A 16156-nucleotide genomic window follows, 5' to 3' on the forward strand; every position below is an offset into this window, starting at 1 on the left:
CAAAAAACAGAATCGAAATATTTAATTATTTTAAATTTTCAACCAAATTAGTTCATTGAACCTTATAAAAGCAATATATTTAAAAAAATTATATTAAATTCATAAGATGAATTCTAACGCATCCATAAATGTCCTGTACATAGACGATGAATCTCACAATTTAAACTCTTTTAAAGCGGGATTTAGACGAATGTTTAATGTGTTTACTGCAGAGTCGGCAGAGGAGGGGAGAAAGATTCTGGAAAAGCAACTCATCCATGTGATCATCACTGATCAGCGGATGCCTGTCATGACAGGAATTGAATTCCTGGAATCGATTATTCCTGATTTTCCTGAACCTATCAGAATCTTGCTTACAGGATACGCAGACATTAATGCCGTAATTGACGCCATCAATAAAGGGCAGGTTTATAAATACATTCAGAAACCCTGGATGGCTGAAGATCTTCGGATCAATATTGAAAAAGCTTTTGAAATCTATTCGCTTAGGAAAGAGAACCGGGAGCTAACAGAAAAACTATTGATCGTGAATCAGCAATTGGAGTTTCTATTCCGTCAAAGCCTGTTGTCTTAAAGATTGGGCAAGAACTTCAGGTCAATATCGGTTTGATATTGACCTGAAAAAGCAGGCTGGAATTAATTTATTGATTTCTTTAATAAAATAGCTTTTTGTAGATATTTTAGTGCCTATTTGTGTAATTATTTAAGCGTGAAATAGCAAATAGTATTTATATTTAAATCGTTTTTTTGTTCGTAATAATTGAAATATATTTAACAAAAAAAAGGCAAAAATTCTATGAATTCTGACACTTCCGTAAACGTTCTCTATGTTGATGATGAAGTACATAATCTCAACGCTTTTAAAGCTAGTTTTCGACGTAAATTCAATGTTTTTATTGCCAGCTCTGCAATTGAGGGGAGAAAGGTATTAGAGGCCGAGGATATTCATGTGATTGTAACGGATCAGAGAATGCCTGTGACCACAGGTATTGAATTTCTAGAGTCTATTATTCCAGATTTTCCAGATCCGATCAGGATCCTTTTAACAGGATACGCGGATATCAATGCCGTTATTGATGCGATTAATAAAGGTCAGGTCTATCGATACATTCAGAAACCCTGGATGGAGGATGATCTTCGTATTAATATTGAAAAAGCTTTTGAGCTTTATACTTTAAGAAAAGACAATAGAGATTTGACTGCCAGCTTATTGGTGGCCAATGAGAAACTGGAAAATTTATTGAGAATGGGGACTGATTTTTAGTCCCCATTTTTATTAAAGCTCTTTTCTTAAACGTGCCACCGGGATATTCATTTGTTCCCTGTATTTCGCAACCGTTCTTCTGGCAATATTATATCCTTGTTCTTTCAGGATTTCTGTTAGCTTCTCATCTGCCAAAGGTTTGCGTTTATCCTCATTTGAGATGCAGTCTTCCAGGATCTTTTTTACTTCTTTGTTCGATACTTCTTCACCGCTCTCTGTTTGTATGGCTTCAGAGAAGAAAGATTTCAATAGGAAAGTTCCGAATTCTGTTTGTACATATTTTGAATTGGCAACCCTGGAAACCGTAGAAATATCCATGTCAATTTTGTCCGCTATGTCTTTTAAGATCATTGGGCGCATTTTACGTTCATCACCGGTCAACAGATATTCATACTGATACTGCATGATGGCGTTCATCGTTTTTAGCAAGGTCTGCTGTCTCTGCTTGATGGCATCAATAAACCATTTTGCAGAATCAAGCTTCTGTTTTACAAACTGAACCGCTTCCTTTAATTTTTTATCTTTTTGCGATGCTTTGTCATAATGATCAAACATGTCAATATAAGAACGACTTACCCTTAGTTCAGGGGCATTTTTTGAATTTAGCGTCAGAATTAAAGTGCCGTCATTATTGGTCACATGGAAATCGGGAATAACTTGTAACTGCTTGGTAGTTACTTGATTTGAGTCCCCTGGTTTAGGATTCAAACGCAGGATTTCAGCAATGATTTCTTTTAGATCTTCACTACTCAGTCCCAAAGCCTTTTCTAATTTATCATAGTGCTTTCTGGTAAATTCATCCAGATAGTTTTCTACAATAATGATTGCTTTTTGAATGATTGGATTTGAGGGATCTTTACGTTTTAATTGTAAAGTAAGGCATTCCTGTAAATCTCTGGCAGCAATTCCCGGAGGATCAAAACTTTGAATTACTTTTAACATCTCCAAAACATCCTCTTCTTCTACCATGGCATTTTGTGAGAAAGCAAGGTCATCGATCATGGATGTAATTGGTCTGCGCAAGTATCCATCATCATCTAAACTTCCAATAATTTGTTTTCCAATGATAAAATCCTGATTCGATAATGGAACCAGATCTAATTGCTCCTGTAAACTTTCAAAAAAAGTACTCTCAATTGCAATTGGAGTTTCTTTCTTTTCTTCATCATCCTCATTGTTATAAGAGGTGCTATAATCGTTTACATTATCGTCCTGTAAATAATCATCTACATTAAACTCATCCGTGTTTTCTTCCTTAGCGCTGGCATCAAAATCATCCGGTGTGTCATTTAGATCATCATATTCACTTTTTGGCTCCTCAGCAATCATTAAGCTGGGATCTTCGAGTGCTGGATTTTCCTCTAATTCTTCTTTAATTCGGGTATCTAATGCAACAGTAGGTACTTGCAGCAATTTAATAAATTGGATTTGCTGAGGGGAGAGCTTTTGAAGTAGTTTTTGTTGTAGATGTTGTTTAAGCATGTTTTATCAAAGCGGTATTATGTGTACCCGATCCAAAAATACGAATTTGGTTTATATATAAACTATCTCGACAAAGTATTATTGTGTTTTTAACAGAAGTAAAGCGTTTTAGAAATCCATTGTTTTTAGAATATTTTCAACCCTTACTACTTATAGGGTTAGTATTCTTGCAAACAATCCACATTAGCTTACTGTTAGGTAGCTAGTTTTGTCCAGGTAAATTAGAGAAATATCGATCAATAACAGGAATTGGTACCGGTTTAAAAAATAATTAGCTACTTTTATTAGGACGTTTAACATCTAAAACTAATACTACTTATGAGTTTCGTAAAAGAATTTAAGGAATTTGCAGTCAAAGGTAACGTGATTGACCTGGCTGTCGGTGTAATTATTGGAGGAGCCTTCGGCAAGATTGTCACCTCATTGGTCAACGACTTAATTATGCCTCCGATCAGTTTGCTGATTGGCGATAAAGGATTTGTCAATTTCTATGTTCCACTGAGTGCTAAGGTGAGAGAGTTTGTAGCCACAAATCCTACTGCTTCATTAGAAGATGCCAGGAAAATTGGACCTGTATTCGCCTGGGGTAACTTTGCAACTGAGGTGATCAATTTCCTGATTCTGGCAATGATCATTTTCTTAATGGTAAAAGCCATCAATAAAATGAAAAGAAAACAGGAAGAGGTACCACCTCCAGCTCCAGCACCAACACAAGATCAGGTATTACTTACTGAGATTCGCGATTTACTGAAAAATAAGTAAAGTATTTATAATCGGTTAGCCCTTTAATCAACCAAATCGTTATGTATCTGGTTAATTAAAGGGCTTTTTTATGAACAGGTCTGAATGGGCTTAAAATGTCCTTTTAATGTTGGGATCCGTCAGGATGATGTAATCGCCAAGTTTGGTATACTTGCTCCAAGTGGGATTTGTAAAATCTTCCGGGGAGAAACAAGAGATGTTTGCTATTTTCAATTTAGGCACTAAGGTTTTTAATTTTGCTAAGGTACCTAGTTGTTCATCGCTGTGAAAACGTCCATTCAAATGAAAAACTTTTGAGCCTTTATTGTTTTTTAAGTATCTGGCAATAGACCAGGACATGCTGGCGTCCCAAAGGTTCTGTGTCTGGTATATTTTCATACCACCCATTCCATGTCCACCAAGCATTTCTATAAACTTATCGTAATATTTTCCAGTTGCGGTGTCCACTGGCAAAGGAGGAAGAAATGAACGTGACCCTGCTGGAAACTGACTTAAAACCGATAAGCCAGCTTTGCTCACTGCATTGCTGTAGCGTGTGGCCGCATTGGCAGCGATAACCGGGAGATGGTGGTCCTTTGCATATTCGATCATTGGTTTATAGTCTTCATAGTTATTCCAGACTCTGGCTTCTTTCACAAAGTTTTTTTCCGAAATCAATCCTGACAAGTATTCATCCATTACTGGTTGGATATCGGTATGGAACATTTCTAAGCTTAAAGCAGTTTTTGGGTAGCTACTGCTTAGTCTTTTATAGAGTTCAAATTCCAGTAAATGACCAATGGAATCATTGTGTTCTTCCCCAAAAAAAAGCACATCTACTTGCTTTATATCATTTAATAATTCATCCAGTGTGATGAGCTCTTGCTTTTTCACATCATATACTTTATAATGTGCTGTTGGTGTTTGTGCAATTGACAATAGGGGCATAAAGCAAATCAGTGCAACGAGTAGTTTTTTCATGGACATTCCTGGTTTTGGTGTTAATTAGAATTATTCCAAATTAACGAATAATTTTTACCGATAAAAAATGGGGCTTTACCGACTATTGTCATCATTCGGGGTAATAGTTGTTTTTAAATGCTGATTGATCTGTTACATTTGAGTAGAAAACACATGGATTAAACGAATAAACAGATCAGCATGGAAAAGTGGAATGACGATAAAAAAAATAGTAGCACCTGGGCGGGCCTGTTCCTTTTAGCATTTGGAACGGTCTTTCTATTGAAAAATATAGGCTTGGATTTTCCAGGTTGGTTGTTTAGCTGGCATACCATACTTGTCATTATTGGTTTGTTTGTGGGCTACAAAAGGAACTTTGAGGGGAAGGGTTGGTTGGTGTTGGTATTGATTGGCGGATATTTCACTTTGAGAGATATTTTAGATGAAGATATCACCAGGTATTATTTTGCAGCGGCATTAATCGTCATGGGATTATTCTTGATCTTTAAACCAAAATCCAGTCGTATTAAAGGAGAGAAATGGAAAAAGAAACAAGCCAACTTTTCAGAAACTACATTCGCAGCTACAGAAGAACCTATATCAGGATATGAAGGAGCTGACGGAAATCCGGTGGATCCTAAAATGGGGAACTGGGTGGATGAAAATGACATCATAGATGCAGTATGTGTATTTGGTGGTACAGATCAGCATGTGTATTCTAAAAATTTCAAAGGAGGCGACCTGGTTGCTGTTTTTGGAGGATGTAATGTGAATTTAACACAAGCAGATTTTGAAGGTGCAATTGTACTGGAAGTGGTGGCTGTTTTTGGCGGTGTCAAAATCATTATTCCTTCCAGTTGGATTGTAAAATCAGAAGTAACTGCAGTTTTTGGTGGGATAGAAGACAAAAGAGGTCCTGTGGTGCTTTCCGATGGCGGAAATAAGATCATAAAGATTACCGGTCTGGCTTTGTTTGGTGGCGTGGAGATTCGCAATTTTTAAAATTAAAGCTATTACCATTTTTAACCCTTTGTATTTTGACCAACAGACCATTAGCAAATAAGAACATACAACGATATGCCCTGGCCATTTTTTTGGCCTGGGCTTCTGTATTTGTCCTGCTATTCTATTATACGTTAAATTTTAACTGGTATATCTCAATTGCCGACAGTCTCGTTACCAACGGTTTATTGGCTTTATGTTGCATGATTCTAAGCAATATGCTGGGTTTTTACCAACCCAAAAATGAAACCATCCTGTTTATACTGGTGATCACACTGATGCTGGCTGGCTTGATCACTTTTGTCAGTAATGTTTCACTCTCTTATTTGTTTAGTAATGAGCTTACGTACCAGAATTTTTTACAACTTTCATTGATTTTAAGGTTCATCATCGTATTTATTTTTCTGGCCTGGTGTGCATTGGCTAACATTTTATGGTATCGCCTGGAAGAGCAGTCCGCTACCCAGGAACGTCTGCTGACTGCTCAGAATTTGAGTAAGGAAGCAGAATTAAATAAATTGCGTCATCAGTTGCAACCCCATTTCCTTTTTAATAGCCTCAATTCTGTGTATGCACTCACCATCATGAATCCTACTGAGGCAGGAAACATGATTATGAAATTAGCCGCTTTTCTAAGAGGAAACCTGAAACGTGATGATGAAATTTGGGTGAAAGTGGCGGAAGAGATGGAATACATCCAGCTTTACCTTGATATTGAAAAGGTGCGCTTTAGTCATCGGTTAAATATTGATGTGAAAGTTGCAGAAGAAAGCTTAGATTTATGCCTGCCAGGTACACTGCTTCAGCCGATTGTAGAGAATGCCATTAAATTTGGATTGTACAATACTTCAGCTGCAATTACGATTGCGATTGCTGTGGTTGTAGAAAATAATAGATTGGTGATTACTGTGAAAAATCCTTTTGATCCGGAAATGAAGGTGACAGGTGGTACGGGATTTGGATTATCGGCCATCAAACGCAGGTTATACCTGCTGTTTGCTGATGAACAATTGCTGAGAACCATGGCAACAGAAGATAATATTTATATAACAACGCTAAAAATACCTCAGAAATAATGATGAGAACCATTTTAATAGATGATGAGTCCCTGGCCAGGGATGTCGTGAAACATTATCTGAGCAGCTTTCCGGAGATTGAGGTAGTTGCGGAATGTAGTGATGGTTTTGAAGGTATTAAAGCCATTACACAGCATCAGCCGGATTTTATTTTTCTAGATATTCAAATGCCGAAAATCAACGGTTTTGAAATGCTGGAATTGGTGGAACAACAACCTGCTGTGATCTTTACAACTGCCTTTGATGAATTTGCCATCAAAGCTTTTGAAGTAAATGCCCTGGATTACTTATTGAAACCTATAGAGAAAAGCAGGTTTGACCAGGCAATACAGAAGTTACCTGTCCGATTAAATCAGACTGAACAGCTCAGTAGGGATTTGCTGGATTCAGCCGCATTAAATCCAGCACAACAGAATAGGGTAGTGGTGAAGAAGAATGGCATTATCAAGATTATTGCCGTTGCAGATATTCATTACCTGGAAGCAGATGACGATTATGTGAAACTGAGTACCTCTGAAGGCGCTTTTCATAAGAATAAGACGATGAGCTTTTTTGAACAAACTTTAGAATCTTCACAATTTATTCGTATTCATCGATCATATATCATAAATTTGGCCCAGGTGACAAAAATAGAACTGAAAGAAAAGGACAGTTATATTGTTCTTTTAAAATCTGATATATGGCTTCCGGTAAGTAAAACGGGGTATATTAAGCTTAAAGCAGCGCTTGGCTTGTAAGATTTTAAGGAAAAATGAAAACTACCTTTAATTCTATTTGCAATTGAAATAAAATCAAGCTATATTTGCACCTCTTATTTAAAAAAATAGTCTAAGATATAATACAGTTATGAAAAGAACATTCCAACCTTCGCAAAGAAAGAGAAGAAACAAACACGGCTTCCGCGAAAGAATGGCTACAGCAAACGGTAGAAGAGTATTAGCTTCTCGTCGTGCAAAAGGAAGAAGTAAGCTATCAGTTTCTGACGAACGTCGTCACAAAGCATAATTTTTGATTGCAGCACAATAAGTGTTAGCAGATCACAATATCTGCAAATTTGCGATCAAAAACATGAACACATTTAATAAAGAAGAACGGTTATGTAGTAGAAAACTTTTAGATCTGCTATTTAAAGACGGTTCTTCTTTTTTATTATATCCATTCCGTATTTCCTATCATTTTGTAGATGTTCAAAATAGTTATCCTGCTCAGGTAGTGATCAACGCGCCCAAAAAACGCTTCAAAAAAGCAGTCGACAGGAACCTGATCAAGAGGAGGATTCGTGAGGTATATCGTTTACAAAAGCAAAAGGAACTTTATCCAGCTTTGGAGGGATCAGAACAGCTTTTGATTTTTTCTATTCAATATGTGGGTAAGAAAATCTATGAGTTCTCTTTTTTGGAGAAGAAAATGGAAGCTACTTTGAAGCGATTAGTCAGCAACATCAAAAATGACCAGGGGAATTAAACTGCTGATTGGTTGGTTCTTTTTAGGACTGATTAAACTGTATCAATGGTTTATATCACCATTGCTTGGTGCCAATTGCCGTTTCACACCTACTTGTTCCCAATATGGAATAGAAGCGATAAAAAAACATGGGCCTTTTAAAGGAGGATGGTTAACTTTGAAGCGAATTGGACGTTGTCACCCCTGGGGTGCGCATGGCCATGACCCTGTTCCTTAATCCTGAATATTTATTTTTATCTGATGATCACCATACTTCAAATTGAAACCGCTACACAAGTTTGTTCTGCCGCAATCTCTCAGGATGGAAAAACCATTGCACTGAAAGAAGAAATGGCAAGTAATATTCATGCGGGTAGCCTTACTTTATTTATTCAATCTGCCATGAACAGTGCTGGCCTAAAGTTTTCAGACCTGGACGCGATTGCGGTAAGTAAAGGACCAGGTTCTTATACTGGATTGAGAATTGGTGTATCTACGGCTAAAGGCCTTTGCTACGCATTGGATAAACCTTTAATTGCAATTGATACCTTGCAGATGATGGCAGCGGGTTTCCATAAAGCTGAACCAGCTCTTCAGGGATTGGTTTGCGCGATGATTGATGCCAGAAGAATGGAAGTGTTTACTGCAGTTTTTGATGCGCAACTGGATTACGTATCCCCTGTAGAAGCGAAAATTATTGACGAACAAAGCTTTGAGAGCTTATTGAAGACTGAAAAGGTTACTTTTATTGGTGACGGTGCCGCAAAATGCGCAGAAACATTAAAACATGAAAATGCGCATTTTTCAACAGATAATTTTAACTCTGCCAGCAACATGAGTGAATTGGCTATGGCTGCCTATACACAAGGAAGGTTTGAGAATCTGGCCTATTTTGAACCATTTTATTTAAAGGATTTTGTGTTGACTACACCAAAGAAAAAATAGTATTCATTTATTTCTTCTTGGAAAAAATGCCAAAAATTCGTTTGAATAATCCTGGTTGTTCTTCTCCTATTCCAGGCATGGTGCTACTGTTTTGTGGATGTTCTACAAAGTTCCCGAATTTTATTCCTATTCCCAGGTATATCGAAGATCCGTTATAACCACTTCCTATTGTTGCATCTTTCTTGAGGATTCCCTGTACCTGAGTGCTGGTTTTTAATAAATCGTCTGAGCCTAAAAATACTTCAAAATTTGGAGTTTGATACATGGTTTGAAGTCCCAGATAAAACAGATGCTGGAAATTGTAAGTAGGGGTGGCGGTTACCGAAAAATTTTCATACCTGAATTTATTCACCAGTGCTGCATCTCCACCCTCAAAAAACAGATTTTTAGATAGAATAATAGCTGGTGTCCATAAGCCAAAACTTTTTGACAGCATCGCATCGATTTTTGCATTTGTAGGGGAATAAAAGCCGCCTCTTTCCGGGTCTTTGGAGATGGCGTCTGTGAGGCGCTTCTGAAATTGATTCTTACTATCCAATGAACCTTCGATATCAATGATTTCATTGACGTTTTTATAGTAAGATTGATTATTCCATCGGATGAAGCCAAGATCCTTTAGGTTGGCCATTAGGAAATAACCACTCTTACTTTGATAGGAAGTACCCAAACTGATCGATGCACCGGGATTCCTGAAGGTAGGCATAAAGGTGTTCGTGCTGAGTTGATCAACATCTGTAAATGTACCACGATAGCTCCCTTTAAATTTAGCGCTTAAATGGCCTGTATTTTGATTGATGTCTAGCTCGGAATCCGTGATGTTTAACCGGTTGTAGCTTGTTCCACTCAACAAACTTAATTTTGCCCCAAAGGCAAGTCTCTTGCTGTAGTTTTCCCGATAAGTCACGCTGAATTGGTGGTAGCTTTGCATAGCAGCTTTGTTGTTAAATGCACCACTTTTAGGCATTTCATTTTCTAATCTGGCATAGTTATCTACAAGTATCAATGTTTCATTACTATATCTCGCCTGGGCATCTGTCCTCAGTTGCCAGGAAAATCCCAGCTCTTTCTGGTATTTGTAGGAATTAAATATTTTGAGGGTTAACAGATAGGCATTGGTATGTTGGTACAGGGTGTTGAATTTTTTGGTTCCCAGTGGGATGTCCTTTGAATTGTAAATCTGTTCGTTGATCAATTTACGGACAAATTCTGAATTACCTTTAGTAGCAGCATTTACCCCCAGATAAGGCAAAATGAAATTTGAAGCGTATTGTCTGGATGAATCCAGAGTAAATACCTTTTGTGCCGGATTTTCAAAACCATCAAACAGTGTTTTAGTATTGAAAAGACCATACTGCTGGGCTTTTGATAGATGACTGAATAGAATTAGTATAAAAATGAGTAGCGCTTTTTTTAACATAGTTTGTTATTTGCTTAACAAACTTGAGGATTTATAATGAGAATATTAGAAATCTTTTTCAATGTCTTTGTGTTTATTGATCAATAGATTGGTTTGAAATTTCCCATGATCACCACTCATTTGATATACTAAGGATTCATAATTCTTCAGTGCTTTTGTATCATTAAATTGTTTAGAGAAGGGCGTATTCATGTTTTTTGCCAAAAGGTTCCTGGAATTCTGATGGTCTATGTAAAAATTAAGATTGCAACTGTTGGGCAGTTGGTTGCTGACATAAATGAACCTGGAGGTGTTGATCAGTAGTTTATTAGCCCTGTAATCATCAAGAAAAGATTGTAACGTGGCCGCATGATTCGCGAAAACCAGGTAATTGTCTAGAATCAGATAGTATGGTTTTTTGAAAGATTGAAAAGGTAGTCCAAAATAAGTGTACAACAACTCAGGTTCTTTAAACAGTTTTAAATCCTCAGAATAATTTTCACTTAAATCAAGGAGTAACTGATCTAGTTTATCACCATTGCTCAGGTTAATGGCTCCAAGGCTTTCACCTGTATTCAATTGAAAAGTTATCATTTGATTTTGAAAATACTTAGGGAAAAGCAGTTCCAGATTTAAATGATATTTCTGGTTGATGGTTTCTGTGAGTTTCAGGCGTTTCTGAGCCGCTTTATGCTGTGTAAACCACTGATCTAATTTTTTACTCCAGAGTTGATACTGATCAAGGGCATAAATACTGAAGTTGGCAGTACGTTCTGGCAAAATATTCTGAATACTCATTTTTTGAGGATTTTCCTCAGCAAATAACTGGTAATAACTGTTTGGGTCATTAACTTGTGTAGTTCCGGTAAAAAGTACTTTTTCTTTACTGAAATTATAGGTTAACAATGCAAAAGCATCCTGTTGATTGAGAATGGTAAGTTCGCCATTTAATTTGCCTGGGAGCAAAGGCTTTAGTAATTCCGGGATTCGATTGAAATTAATGTACAGTTGCGCGAGGCTGTTTTTCGTTAATTTACTCCCTGATTTTATATATGTTGCAAAAGACTCCTCATTTTTATTTAATGGTTTTGATAGGATCATTTTGATCGGTTCCGGGCTATTTGACAACAGAATCAAATGATCTTTGAGTGCAAGATAGAATATACTACTGTCTGCCAGGGTTAATTTGGTTTGATCTCCTGCACTATCCAGTTTTATAGCTGCAGTTTTTAAGGCCTGAAACAATTGAACCTTGCTGTTTTCCTGATCGCTTTGCGTACTGATCACAAAATTGAGCTCTTTTCCTTTTCCAGGAAGTATTCCCAGGTAAATTAATTGCTTTTGGGTCAGTGCATTTAAAGCAGGGGAAGAGCGAACGATGTTTTTTAATGACTGCAGGGCTTTGAATTTTTCTGCACCCATGATTTCTTCAAAATTCTCCTGTCCTTTTAGGAGATCCAATACACTTTTGTCCTGTTCAAAAGAAAAAATGAAACCAGAAGCATTCACTATCGCGTGCAAACTGAGGTCGGACTCCGCATGAGCCTTATTTAATTTAGAAAAATAAAAATAGGCCATGGTCACAATGGCCGTTAGGAGTGTGATAATGCTAAGTAGGATCTTTTTCATTGCTGTCCTTACAAATTTAATTTAATAAGTTGGGATTACTAAGAAAATGCAACCAAGTTTCTTAATTTTGAAGGATTAAAAAGCCGATTTTATGAGCAACAGACCTATTATTTTAACCGCCTCTCTATTTGGACTAACAGCAGTCATTCTAGGTGCCTTTGGTGCCCATGGTTTAAAAAGCCAGGTCAGTCCGGAAGCATTGGAAGTCTGGAGCAAAGGAGTGGAATATCAGTTTTATCATACTTTCGCTTTATTGTTTCTGTCTCAATTGAATATGAAACAGCCAAAATTGCTTAAACTGGCGTATATTTTCTTCAGTTTGGGGATCATCCTTTTCTCAGGATCATTATATCTATTGGCAACCAGAGAGATTACTCATATTGGTTTTGGCGCTATTTTAGGCCCAATTACGCCAATTGGTGGATTGATGTTTATTCTTGGTTGGGGAAGCCTGTTCTTTGCCGCTTCAAATAATAAATAAGGATGAGTTCTGGTCAACTGGAATTCACAGAAAGGGAAACCCTGTTTATCGAGGTCATCCTGCCACTTTCTCTGGCGAAAAATTATATTTATAGGGTACCTTTTGAATTAAACGACCAGATCGCGATCGGAAAACGCGTGGTGGTCCAATTCGGTAAAAGTAAGATTTATACCGCATTGATCAAGAGCATCAGTCAGCAGGCACCGGAAATTTATCAGGCGAAATACATCATTGATGTGGTTGATGAACATCCGGTGATTACCGCTTCGCAATTGGAGTTCTGGGACTGGATGACCAGCTATTACCTTTGTAACGAGGGAGACGTGATGGCGGCTGCTTTGCCGGCAGGACTGAAACTTGCCAGTGAAACGATCATCGTGCTGAAGGAAGAATTTCCTCAGGATGGAGAAGTACTCAACATAAAACAGGAAACTTTGCTCAACGCTTTAAAAGTTCATGGGCGTCTGACCATCGATCAGGTATCTGCCTTGTTAGGGCAAAAAACTGTGTATCCCATCATCAATACCCTTTTAGATAAAGAGATGGTTTATATTGCTGAAGAGGTGATCGAAAAGTACAAACCTTTGATGAAATCCTTTGTTGCCCTACATCCATTTTATCATGAAGAAGAGAATTTGAAACAATTGTTCTCTGTTCTGGAAAGAGCTCCCAAGCAAATGAATGCACTGTTGACTTTTTTAAAGTTGTCCAGGCAACAAAGTACGATTCCGAAGGCACAACTGATGGAAGAAAGCGATTGTGGACCTGCGGCGTTAAAAACGTTAATGGACAAAGAAGTTTTTGTAATTGAGAAAAGGCCGGTGAGCCGTCTTAAGGATCAGGATGAGGATTTCGTACTGAACTTTGAGCTGAGCGAAAATCAGCAGCTGGCTTTGACACAAATTGAGACTGAATTTGAGAAGAAAGATGTGGTGTTATTGCATGGGGTTACGGCTTCTGGTAAAACTCAAGTGTACATCAGATTGATTGAGAAAGCCATTGAGAACGGCGGACAAGTACTGTTTCTTTTGCCTGAAATTGCCCTGACTACCCAGATCGTAGAACGTATCCAACGTTATTTCGGAGATGCGATTGGGGTATATCACTCTAAATTTAATAACAATGAGCGCGTAGAAATCTGGAATAAAGTCCTTAACGGTAAGTACCGGATCGTTTTAGGCGCCAGATCTGCTGTGTTTCTACCTTTTCAGAACTTAAAGCTGATTGTAATTGACGAAGAACATGAGTCTTCTTATAAACAGCAGGAACCTGCCCCCCGTTACCAGGCAAGGGATTCGGCTGTTTATCTGGCCTGGTTGCATAAAGCAAAAGTAGTATTAGGTTCGGCAACACCATCCATTGAGAGTTATTTCAATGCCTTGCATCAGAAATATGGTCTGGTCACCATGTCTGAGCGATTTGGAGGGGTATCTTTACCTGTTCAGGAAGTGATTAGTATCGCTGAAGAGACAAAAAAGAAAAAGATGATTTCCTATTTTTCCAGCCAGTTAGTAGAGGAGATTGAAGAAACGCTGAAATTAAAAGAGCAGGTGATCCTGTTTCAAAATAGAAGAGGTTATGCGACCATCCTGATTTGTGCAACTTGTGGCTATGCGCCAAAATGTGTGAGTTGTGATGTAAGTTTAACTTATCATAAAACGAGTGGTAAATTACATTGTCATTACTGCGGATACCATCAGAATAGTATCAATATTTGCCCGGCCTGTGGTTCTGTACATATTGAACAAAAAGGATTTGGAACGGAGCGGGTAGAAGAAGAACTAAGCCTGATTTTCCCGGAAGCAAAAATTGCAAGGTTGGATGTAGACAGTACCAGAACGAAAAACGGACTGCAACAAATCATCGCTGATTTCCAGGAAAAGAAAACCGATATTCTTATTGGTACTCAGATGGTAGCCAAAGGATTAGATTTTGATAATGTGACACTGATTGGGGTGATTAATGCCGATACTTTGTTGAATTACCCGGATTTCAGGGCTTTTGAAAGAAGTTATCAGTTATTGGCCCAGGTAGCCGGCAGGGCCGGCAGAAGGGACAAGCAGGGAAAGGTAATTATTCAGGCTTATGATGATAAACATAGGATCATTACCCAGGTAATTGATAATAAATACCAGGAAATGTATACGGATGAAATTCGCGAAAGAAGGGAGTTTCAGTATCCGCCATTTACCAGGGTAATTTTTGTCAATATCAAGCATAAAGACATGAACCTCCTGAACGTTGCCGCCCAAAAATTTGCAAATGTATTGAAAGGACATTTAGGAAGCCGGGTGCTCGGACCAGAGCAGCCAATGGTAGGCCGGATCAGGAATTTTTACATCAAACAGATCATCATTAAAAGCGATAAGAATACCGCAATTACCAAAGTAAAATCTATATTGAAGGACGTTATTTTGCAATTTCAGGCAGAAAAGGAGTATAGAGGAGCAATTGTGCAGGTAGATGTAGACCCTTATTAGTTTTATTAGGATTGATACTGTGATAATTAGCATTTAGGCCTCAATTATGTAGGCGCATTAGTTTTCAAAAAGCTATTTTTGAGTAATGGCATATAAGTTTGTAGATAATTATAGGGAACGGGGAGCGAGAAAGAAATTGGTTACACATCTTGAAAGCAGAGGCATCACTGATAAAAAGGTGCTGGAAGCCATAGGGAAGGTGCCACGTCATTTTTTCTTTGATGAAACTTTTTGGAATCAGGCTTATAAAGATATTGCCTTTCCGATTGGCGATGGTCAAACAATTTCACAACCCTATACGGTAGCTTATCAAAGTGAACTGCTCCACATTAAGAAGGGGGATAAGGTCCTAGAAATTGGAACTGGCTCTGGTTATCAAACCTGTATTTTAATGGAACTGGGTGCCAATGTATACACAATTGAGCGCCAGGAAAGCATTTACCGTCATACCATTCGGGTATTGCCTGGAATGGGGTATAATGCACATTTTTTCTTTGGTGATGGCTCAAAAGGCATAGCTGAGGAAGCACCCTATGATAAGATTATCGTTACTGCAGGTGCACCATGGGTTCCTGAAACATTGCTTAAGCAATTGAAAATCGGGGGGATTCTGGTCATCCCGGTAGGTGATGAAAATATCCAGAAAATGCTGACTGTAATTAGGGTAAGTGAAACCGATTACGATAGAATTGAGCTGGATACCTTCCGTTTTGTACCTTTAGTAGGAGATCAGGCCTGGTAAGTTAAACCTCCAGGCATTATTCTTTCATTGCACGATCCATCTCTCTTTTGGATTCTCTGTCTTTAATGCTGTCTCTTTTGTCAAATTCTTTCTTACCCTGCGCCAAAGCAATCTGAATCTTTGCATAGCCCCTGTCGTTCGTGAAAATCCTTAAAGGAACAATGGTATAGCCTTTTTCCTCACTTCTGAATTTTAATTTCTTAAGCTCTTTTTTATGAAGCAACAAAACCCTGTCGCGCTTAATGTCATGATGGTGGAACGAGCTATGGCTATACTCAGAGATATGTAGGTTCCTAACATAAAGAACATCACCGATGAACATACAAAAGGCATCGGACATATTTGCTTTACCCTGTCTGATGGCTTTAATCTCCGTACCTAATAAGGCTAATCCGGCATTAAATTCCTCAATAATATGGTAATCGAAGTAAGCTCTTTTATTTTTAATTTGAATATCGTTCTTCATTGGTCTCAATTTTCACAAAGGCCGGCACAGATCTATTCCATGCCAGATT

General features: G+C 37.9%; 18 protein-coding genes. 13 read left to right on the forward strand and 5 right to left on the reverse strand.

Going from position 1 to position 16156, the window contains the following annotated elements:
- The first annotated feature begins 106 nt into the window (after nucleotides 1–106).
- Nucleotides 107–574, forward strand: coding sequence for a response regulator (locus R2Q94_RS06380; RefSeq protein WP_316820616.1), 468 nt, complete (start codon nucleotides 107–109; stop codon nucleotides 572–574).
- A 222-nt stretch (nucleotides 575–796) separates the two neighbouring features.
- A complete protein-coding gene (locus R2Q94_RS06385) occupies nucleotides 797–1264 on the forward strand; it encodes a response regulator (protein ID WP_316820617.1) in 468 nt (155 codons plus the stop codon).
- A 12-nt stretch (nucleotides 1265–1276) separates the two neighbouring features.
- On the opposite strand, the gene rpoN is transcribed toward R2Q94_RS06385, so the two are convergent.
- The gene (gene rpoN / locus R2Q94_RS06390) at nucleotides 1277–2746 is read right to left on the reverse strand and encodes an RNA polymerase factor sigma-54 (RefSeq protein WP_316820618.1); all 1470 of its coding nucleotides are present in this window, start codon (nucleotides 2744–2746) and stop codon (nucleotides 1277–1279) included.
- A gap of 318 nt (nucleotides 2747–3064) precedes the next feature.
- On the opposite strand from rpoN, the gene mscL reads away from it, so the two are divergent.
- Nucleotides 3065–3508, forward strand: coding sequence for a large conductance mechanosensitive channel protein MscL (mscL, locus tag R2Q94_RS06395; RefSeq protein ID WP_316820619.1), 444 nt, complete (start codon nucleotides 3065–3067; stop codon nucleotides 3506–3508).
- A 90-nt stretch (nucleotides 3509–3598) separates the two neighbouring features.
- On the opposite strand, the gene R2Q94_RS06400 is transcribed toward mscL, so the two are convergent.
- On the reverse strand, nucleotides 3599–4468 hold the full coding sequence (locus R2Q94_RS06400; RefSeq protein ID WP_316820620.1) for a ChaN family lipoprotein: 870 nt from the start codon (nucleotides 4466–4468) through the stop codon (nucleotides 3599–3601).
- A gap of 180 nt (nucleotides 4469–4648) precedes the next feature.
- Between R2Q94_RS06400 and R2Q94_RS06405 the strand changes: the two genes are divergently transcribed.
- From R2Q94_RS06405 to tsaB, 7 genes are all read left to right on the forward strand, one after another.
- Nucleotides 4649–5449: a LiaF transmembrane domain-containing protein gene (locus R2Q94_RS06405; RefSeq protein ID WP_316820621.1), complete on the forward strand. Its 801-nt coding sequence runs from the start codon at nucleotides 4649–4651 to the stop codon at nucleotides 5447–5449.
- Between the two features lie 35 nt (nucleotides 5450–5484).
- Nucleotides 5485–6525 carry a sensor histidine kinase gene (locus tag R2Q94_RS06410; protein WP_316820622.1) on the forward strand — a complete coding sequence of 347 codons (1041 nt, stop codon included), beginning with the start codon at nucleotides 5485–5487 and terminating at the stop codon, nucleotides 6523–6525.
- Nucleotides 6525–7262 (forward strand): LytR/AlgR family response regulator transcription factor, encoded by a 738-nt coding sequence (locus tag R2Q94_RS06415; protein WP_316820623.1) that lies wholly within the window; start codon nucleotides 6525–6527, stop codon nucleotides 7260–7262. The genes R2Q94_RS06410 and R2Q94_RS06415 overlap by 1 nt, the downstream gene beginning before the upstream one ends.
- A 109-nt stretch (nucleotides 7263–7371) precedes the next feature.
- Nucleotides 7372–7530: a 50S ribosomal protein L34 gene (gene rpmH / locus R2Q94_RS06420; protein WP_073232865.1), complete on the forward strand. Its 159-nt coding sequence runs from the start codon at nucleotides 7372–7374 to the stop codon at nucleotides 7528–7530.
- Nucleotides 7531–7593: 63 nt separating this feature from the next.
- Nucleotides 7594–7989 (forward strand): ribonuclease P protein component, encoded by a 396-nt coding sequence (locus R2Q94_RS06425; RefSeq protein WP_316820624.1) that lies wholly within the window; start codon nucleotides 7594–7596, stop codon nucleotides 7987–7989.
- On the forward strand, nucleotides 7973–8206 hold the full coding sequence (yidD, locus tag R2Q94_RS06430) for a membrane protein insertion efficiency factor YidD (protein WP_316820625.1): 234 nt from the start codon (nucleotides 7973–7975) through the stop codon (nucleotides 8204–8206). Before R2Q94_RS06425 ends, yidD begins: the two co-directional genes overlap by 17 nt.
- Nucleotides 8207–8229: 23 nt before the next feature.
- Nucleotides 8230–8913 (forward strand): tRNA (adenosine(37)-N6)-threonylcarbamoyltransferase complex dimerization subunit type 1 TsaB, encoded by a 684-nt coding sequence (gene tsaB, locus R2Q94_RS06435; RefSeq protein WP_316820626.1) that lies wholly within the window; start codon nucleotides 8230–8232, stop codon nucleotides 8911–8913.
- 7 nt (nucleotides 8914–8920) lie between these two features.
- Here tsaB and R2Q94_RS06440 read toward each other — a convergent pair whose 3' ends face one another.
- Together R2Q94_RS06440 and R2Q94_RS06445 are read right to left on the reverse strand one after the other, a co-directional pair.
- Nucleotides 8921–10330 carry a DUF5723 family protein gene (locus R2Q94_RS06440; protein WP_316820627.1) on the reverse strand — a complete coding sequence of 470 codons (1410 nt, stop codon included), beginning with the start codon at nucleotides 10328–10330 and terminating at the stop codon, nucleotides 8921–8923.
- Between the two features lie 45 nt (nucleotides 10331–10375).
- Entirely contained in the window at nucleotides 10376–11938 is a 1563-nt protein-coding gene (locus tag R2Q94_RS06445; RefSeq protein WP_316820628.1) for a hypothetical protein, read from the reverse strand.
- A 91-nt stretch (nucleotides 11939–12029) separates the two neighbouring features.
- On the opposite strand from R2Q94_RS06445, the gene R2Q94_RS06450 reads away from it, so the two are divergent.
- The 3 genes from R2Q94_RS06450 (at nucleotide 12030) to R2Q94_RS06460 (ending at nucleotide 15641) form a co-directional block, all read left to right on the forward strand.
- Nucleotides 12030–12419: a DUF423 domain-containing protein gene (locus tag R2Q94_RS06450; protein WP_316820629.1), complete on the forward strand. Its 390-nt coding sequence runs from the start codon at nucleotides 12030–12032 to the stop codon at nucleotides 12417–12419.
- 2 nt (nucleotides 12420–12421) lie between these two features.
- Entirely contained in the window at nucleotides 12422–14899 is a 2478-nt protein-coding gene (gene priA, locus R2Q94_RS06455; protein WP_316820630.1) for a primosomal protein N', read from the forward strand.
- 85 nt (nucleotides 14900–14984) lie between these two features.
- On the forward strand, nucleotides 14985–15641 hold the full coding sequence (locus R2Q94_RS06460; RefSeq protein WP_316820631.1) for a protein-L-isoaspartate(D-aspartate) O-methyltransferase: 657 nt from the start codon (nucleotides 14985–14987) through the stop codon (nucleotides 15639–15641).
- Between the two features lie 16 nt (nucleotides 15642–15657).
- On the opposite strand, the gene smpB is transcribed toward R2Q94_RS06460, so the two are convergent.
- Entirely contained in the window at nucleotides 15658–16107 is a 450-nt protein-coding gene (gene smpB / locus R2Q94_RS06465; protein WP_316820632.1) for an SsrA-binding protein SmpB, read from the reverse strand.
- Nucleotides 16108–16156: the final 49 nt, after the last annotated feature.

Origin of the sequence: Pedobacter gandavensis, from assembly GCF_032678465.1 — a bacterium.
GTDB lineage: Bacteria > Bacteroidota > Bacteroidia > Sphingobacteriales > Sphingobacteriaceae > Pedobacter > Pedobacter gandavensis_B.

Excerpts from the sequence above, each read along its gene's own strand:
- R2Q94_RS06415 (WP_316820623.1), top strand. The coding sequence starts at position 6,525 with ATGATGAGAACCATTTTAATAGATGATGAGTCCCTGGCCAGGGATGTC.
- R2Q94_RS06425 (WP_316820624.1), top strand. The coding sequence starts at position 7,594 with ATGAACACATTTAATAAAGAAGAACGGTTATGTAGTAGAAAACTTTTA.
- R2Q94_RS06450 (WP_316820629.1), top strand. The coding sequence starts at position 12,030 with ATGAGCAACAGACCTATTATTTTAACCGCCTCTCTATTTGGACTAACA.
- R2Q94_RS06445 (WP_316820628.1), bottom strand. The coding sequence starts at position 11,938 with ATGAAAAAGATCCTACTTAGCATTATCACACTCCTAACGGCCATTGTG.
- mscL (WP_316820619.1), top strand. The coding sequence starts at position 3,065 with ATGAGTTTCGTAAAAGAATTTAAGGAATTTGCAGTCAAAGGTAACGTG.
- yidD (WP_316820625.1), top strand. The coding sequence starts at position 7,973 with ATGACCAGGGGAATTAAACTGCTGATTGGTTGGTTCTTTTTAGGACTG.
- R2Q94_RS06380 (WP_316820616.1), top strand. The coding sequence starts at position 107 with ATGAATTCTAACGCATCCATAAATGTCCTGTACATAGACGATGAATCT.
- R2Q94_RS06400 (WP_316820620.1), bottom strand. The coding sequence starts at position 4,468 with ATGAAAAAACTACTCGTTGCACTGATTTGCTTTATGCCCCTATTGTCA.
- priA (WP_316820630.1), top strand. The coding sequence starts at position 12,422 with ATGAGTTCTGGTCAACTGGAATTCACAGAAAGGGAAACCCTGTTTATC.
- R2Q94_RS06385 (WP_316820617.1), top strand. The coding sequence starts at position 797 with ATGAATTCTGACACTTCCGTAAACGTTCTCTATGTTGATGATGAAGTA.
- rpoN (WP_316820618.1), bottom strand. The coding sequence starts at position 2,746 with ATGCTTAAACAACATCTACAACAAAAACTACTTCAAAAGCTCTCCCCT.
- smpB (WP_316820632.1), bottom strand. The coding sequence starts at position 16,107 with ATGAAGAACGATATTCAAATTAAAAATAAAAGAGCTTACTTCGATTAC.
- R2Q94_RS06460 (WP_316820631.1), top strand. The coding sequence starts at position 14,985 with ATGGCATATAAGTTTGTAGATAATTATAGGGAACGGGGAGCGAGAAAG.
- tsaB (WP_316820626.1), top strand. The coding sequence starts at position 8,230 with ATGATCACCATACTTCAAATTGAAACCGCTACACAAGTTTGTTCTGCC.
- R2Q94_RS06405 (WP_316820621.1), top strand. The coding sequence starts at position 4,649 with ATGGAAAAGTGGAATGACGATAAAAAAAATAGTAGCACCTGGGCGGGC.
- R2Q94_RS06440 (WP_316820627.1), bottom strand. The coding sequence starts at position 10,330 with ATGTTAAAAAAAGCGCTACTCATTTTTATACTAATTCTATTCAGTCAT.
- rpmH (WP_073232865.1), top strand. The coding sequence starts at position 7,372 with ATGAAAAGAACATTCCAACCTTCGCAAAGAAAGAGAAGAAACAAACAC.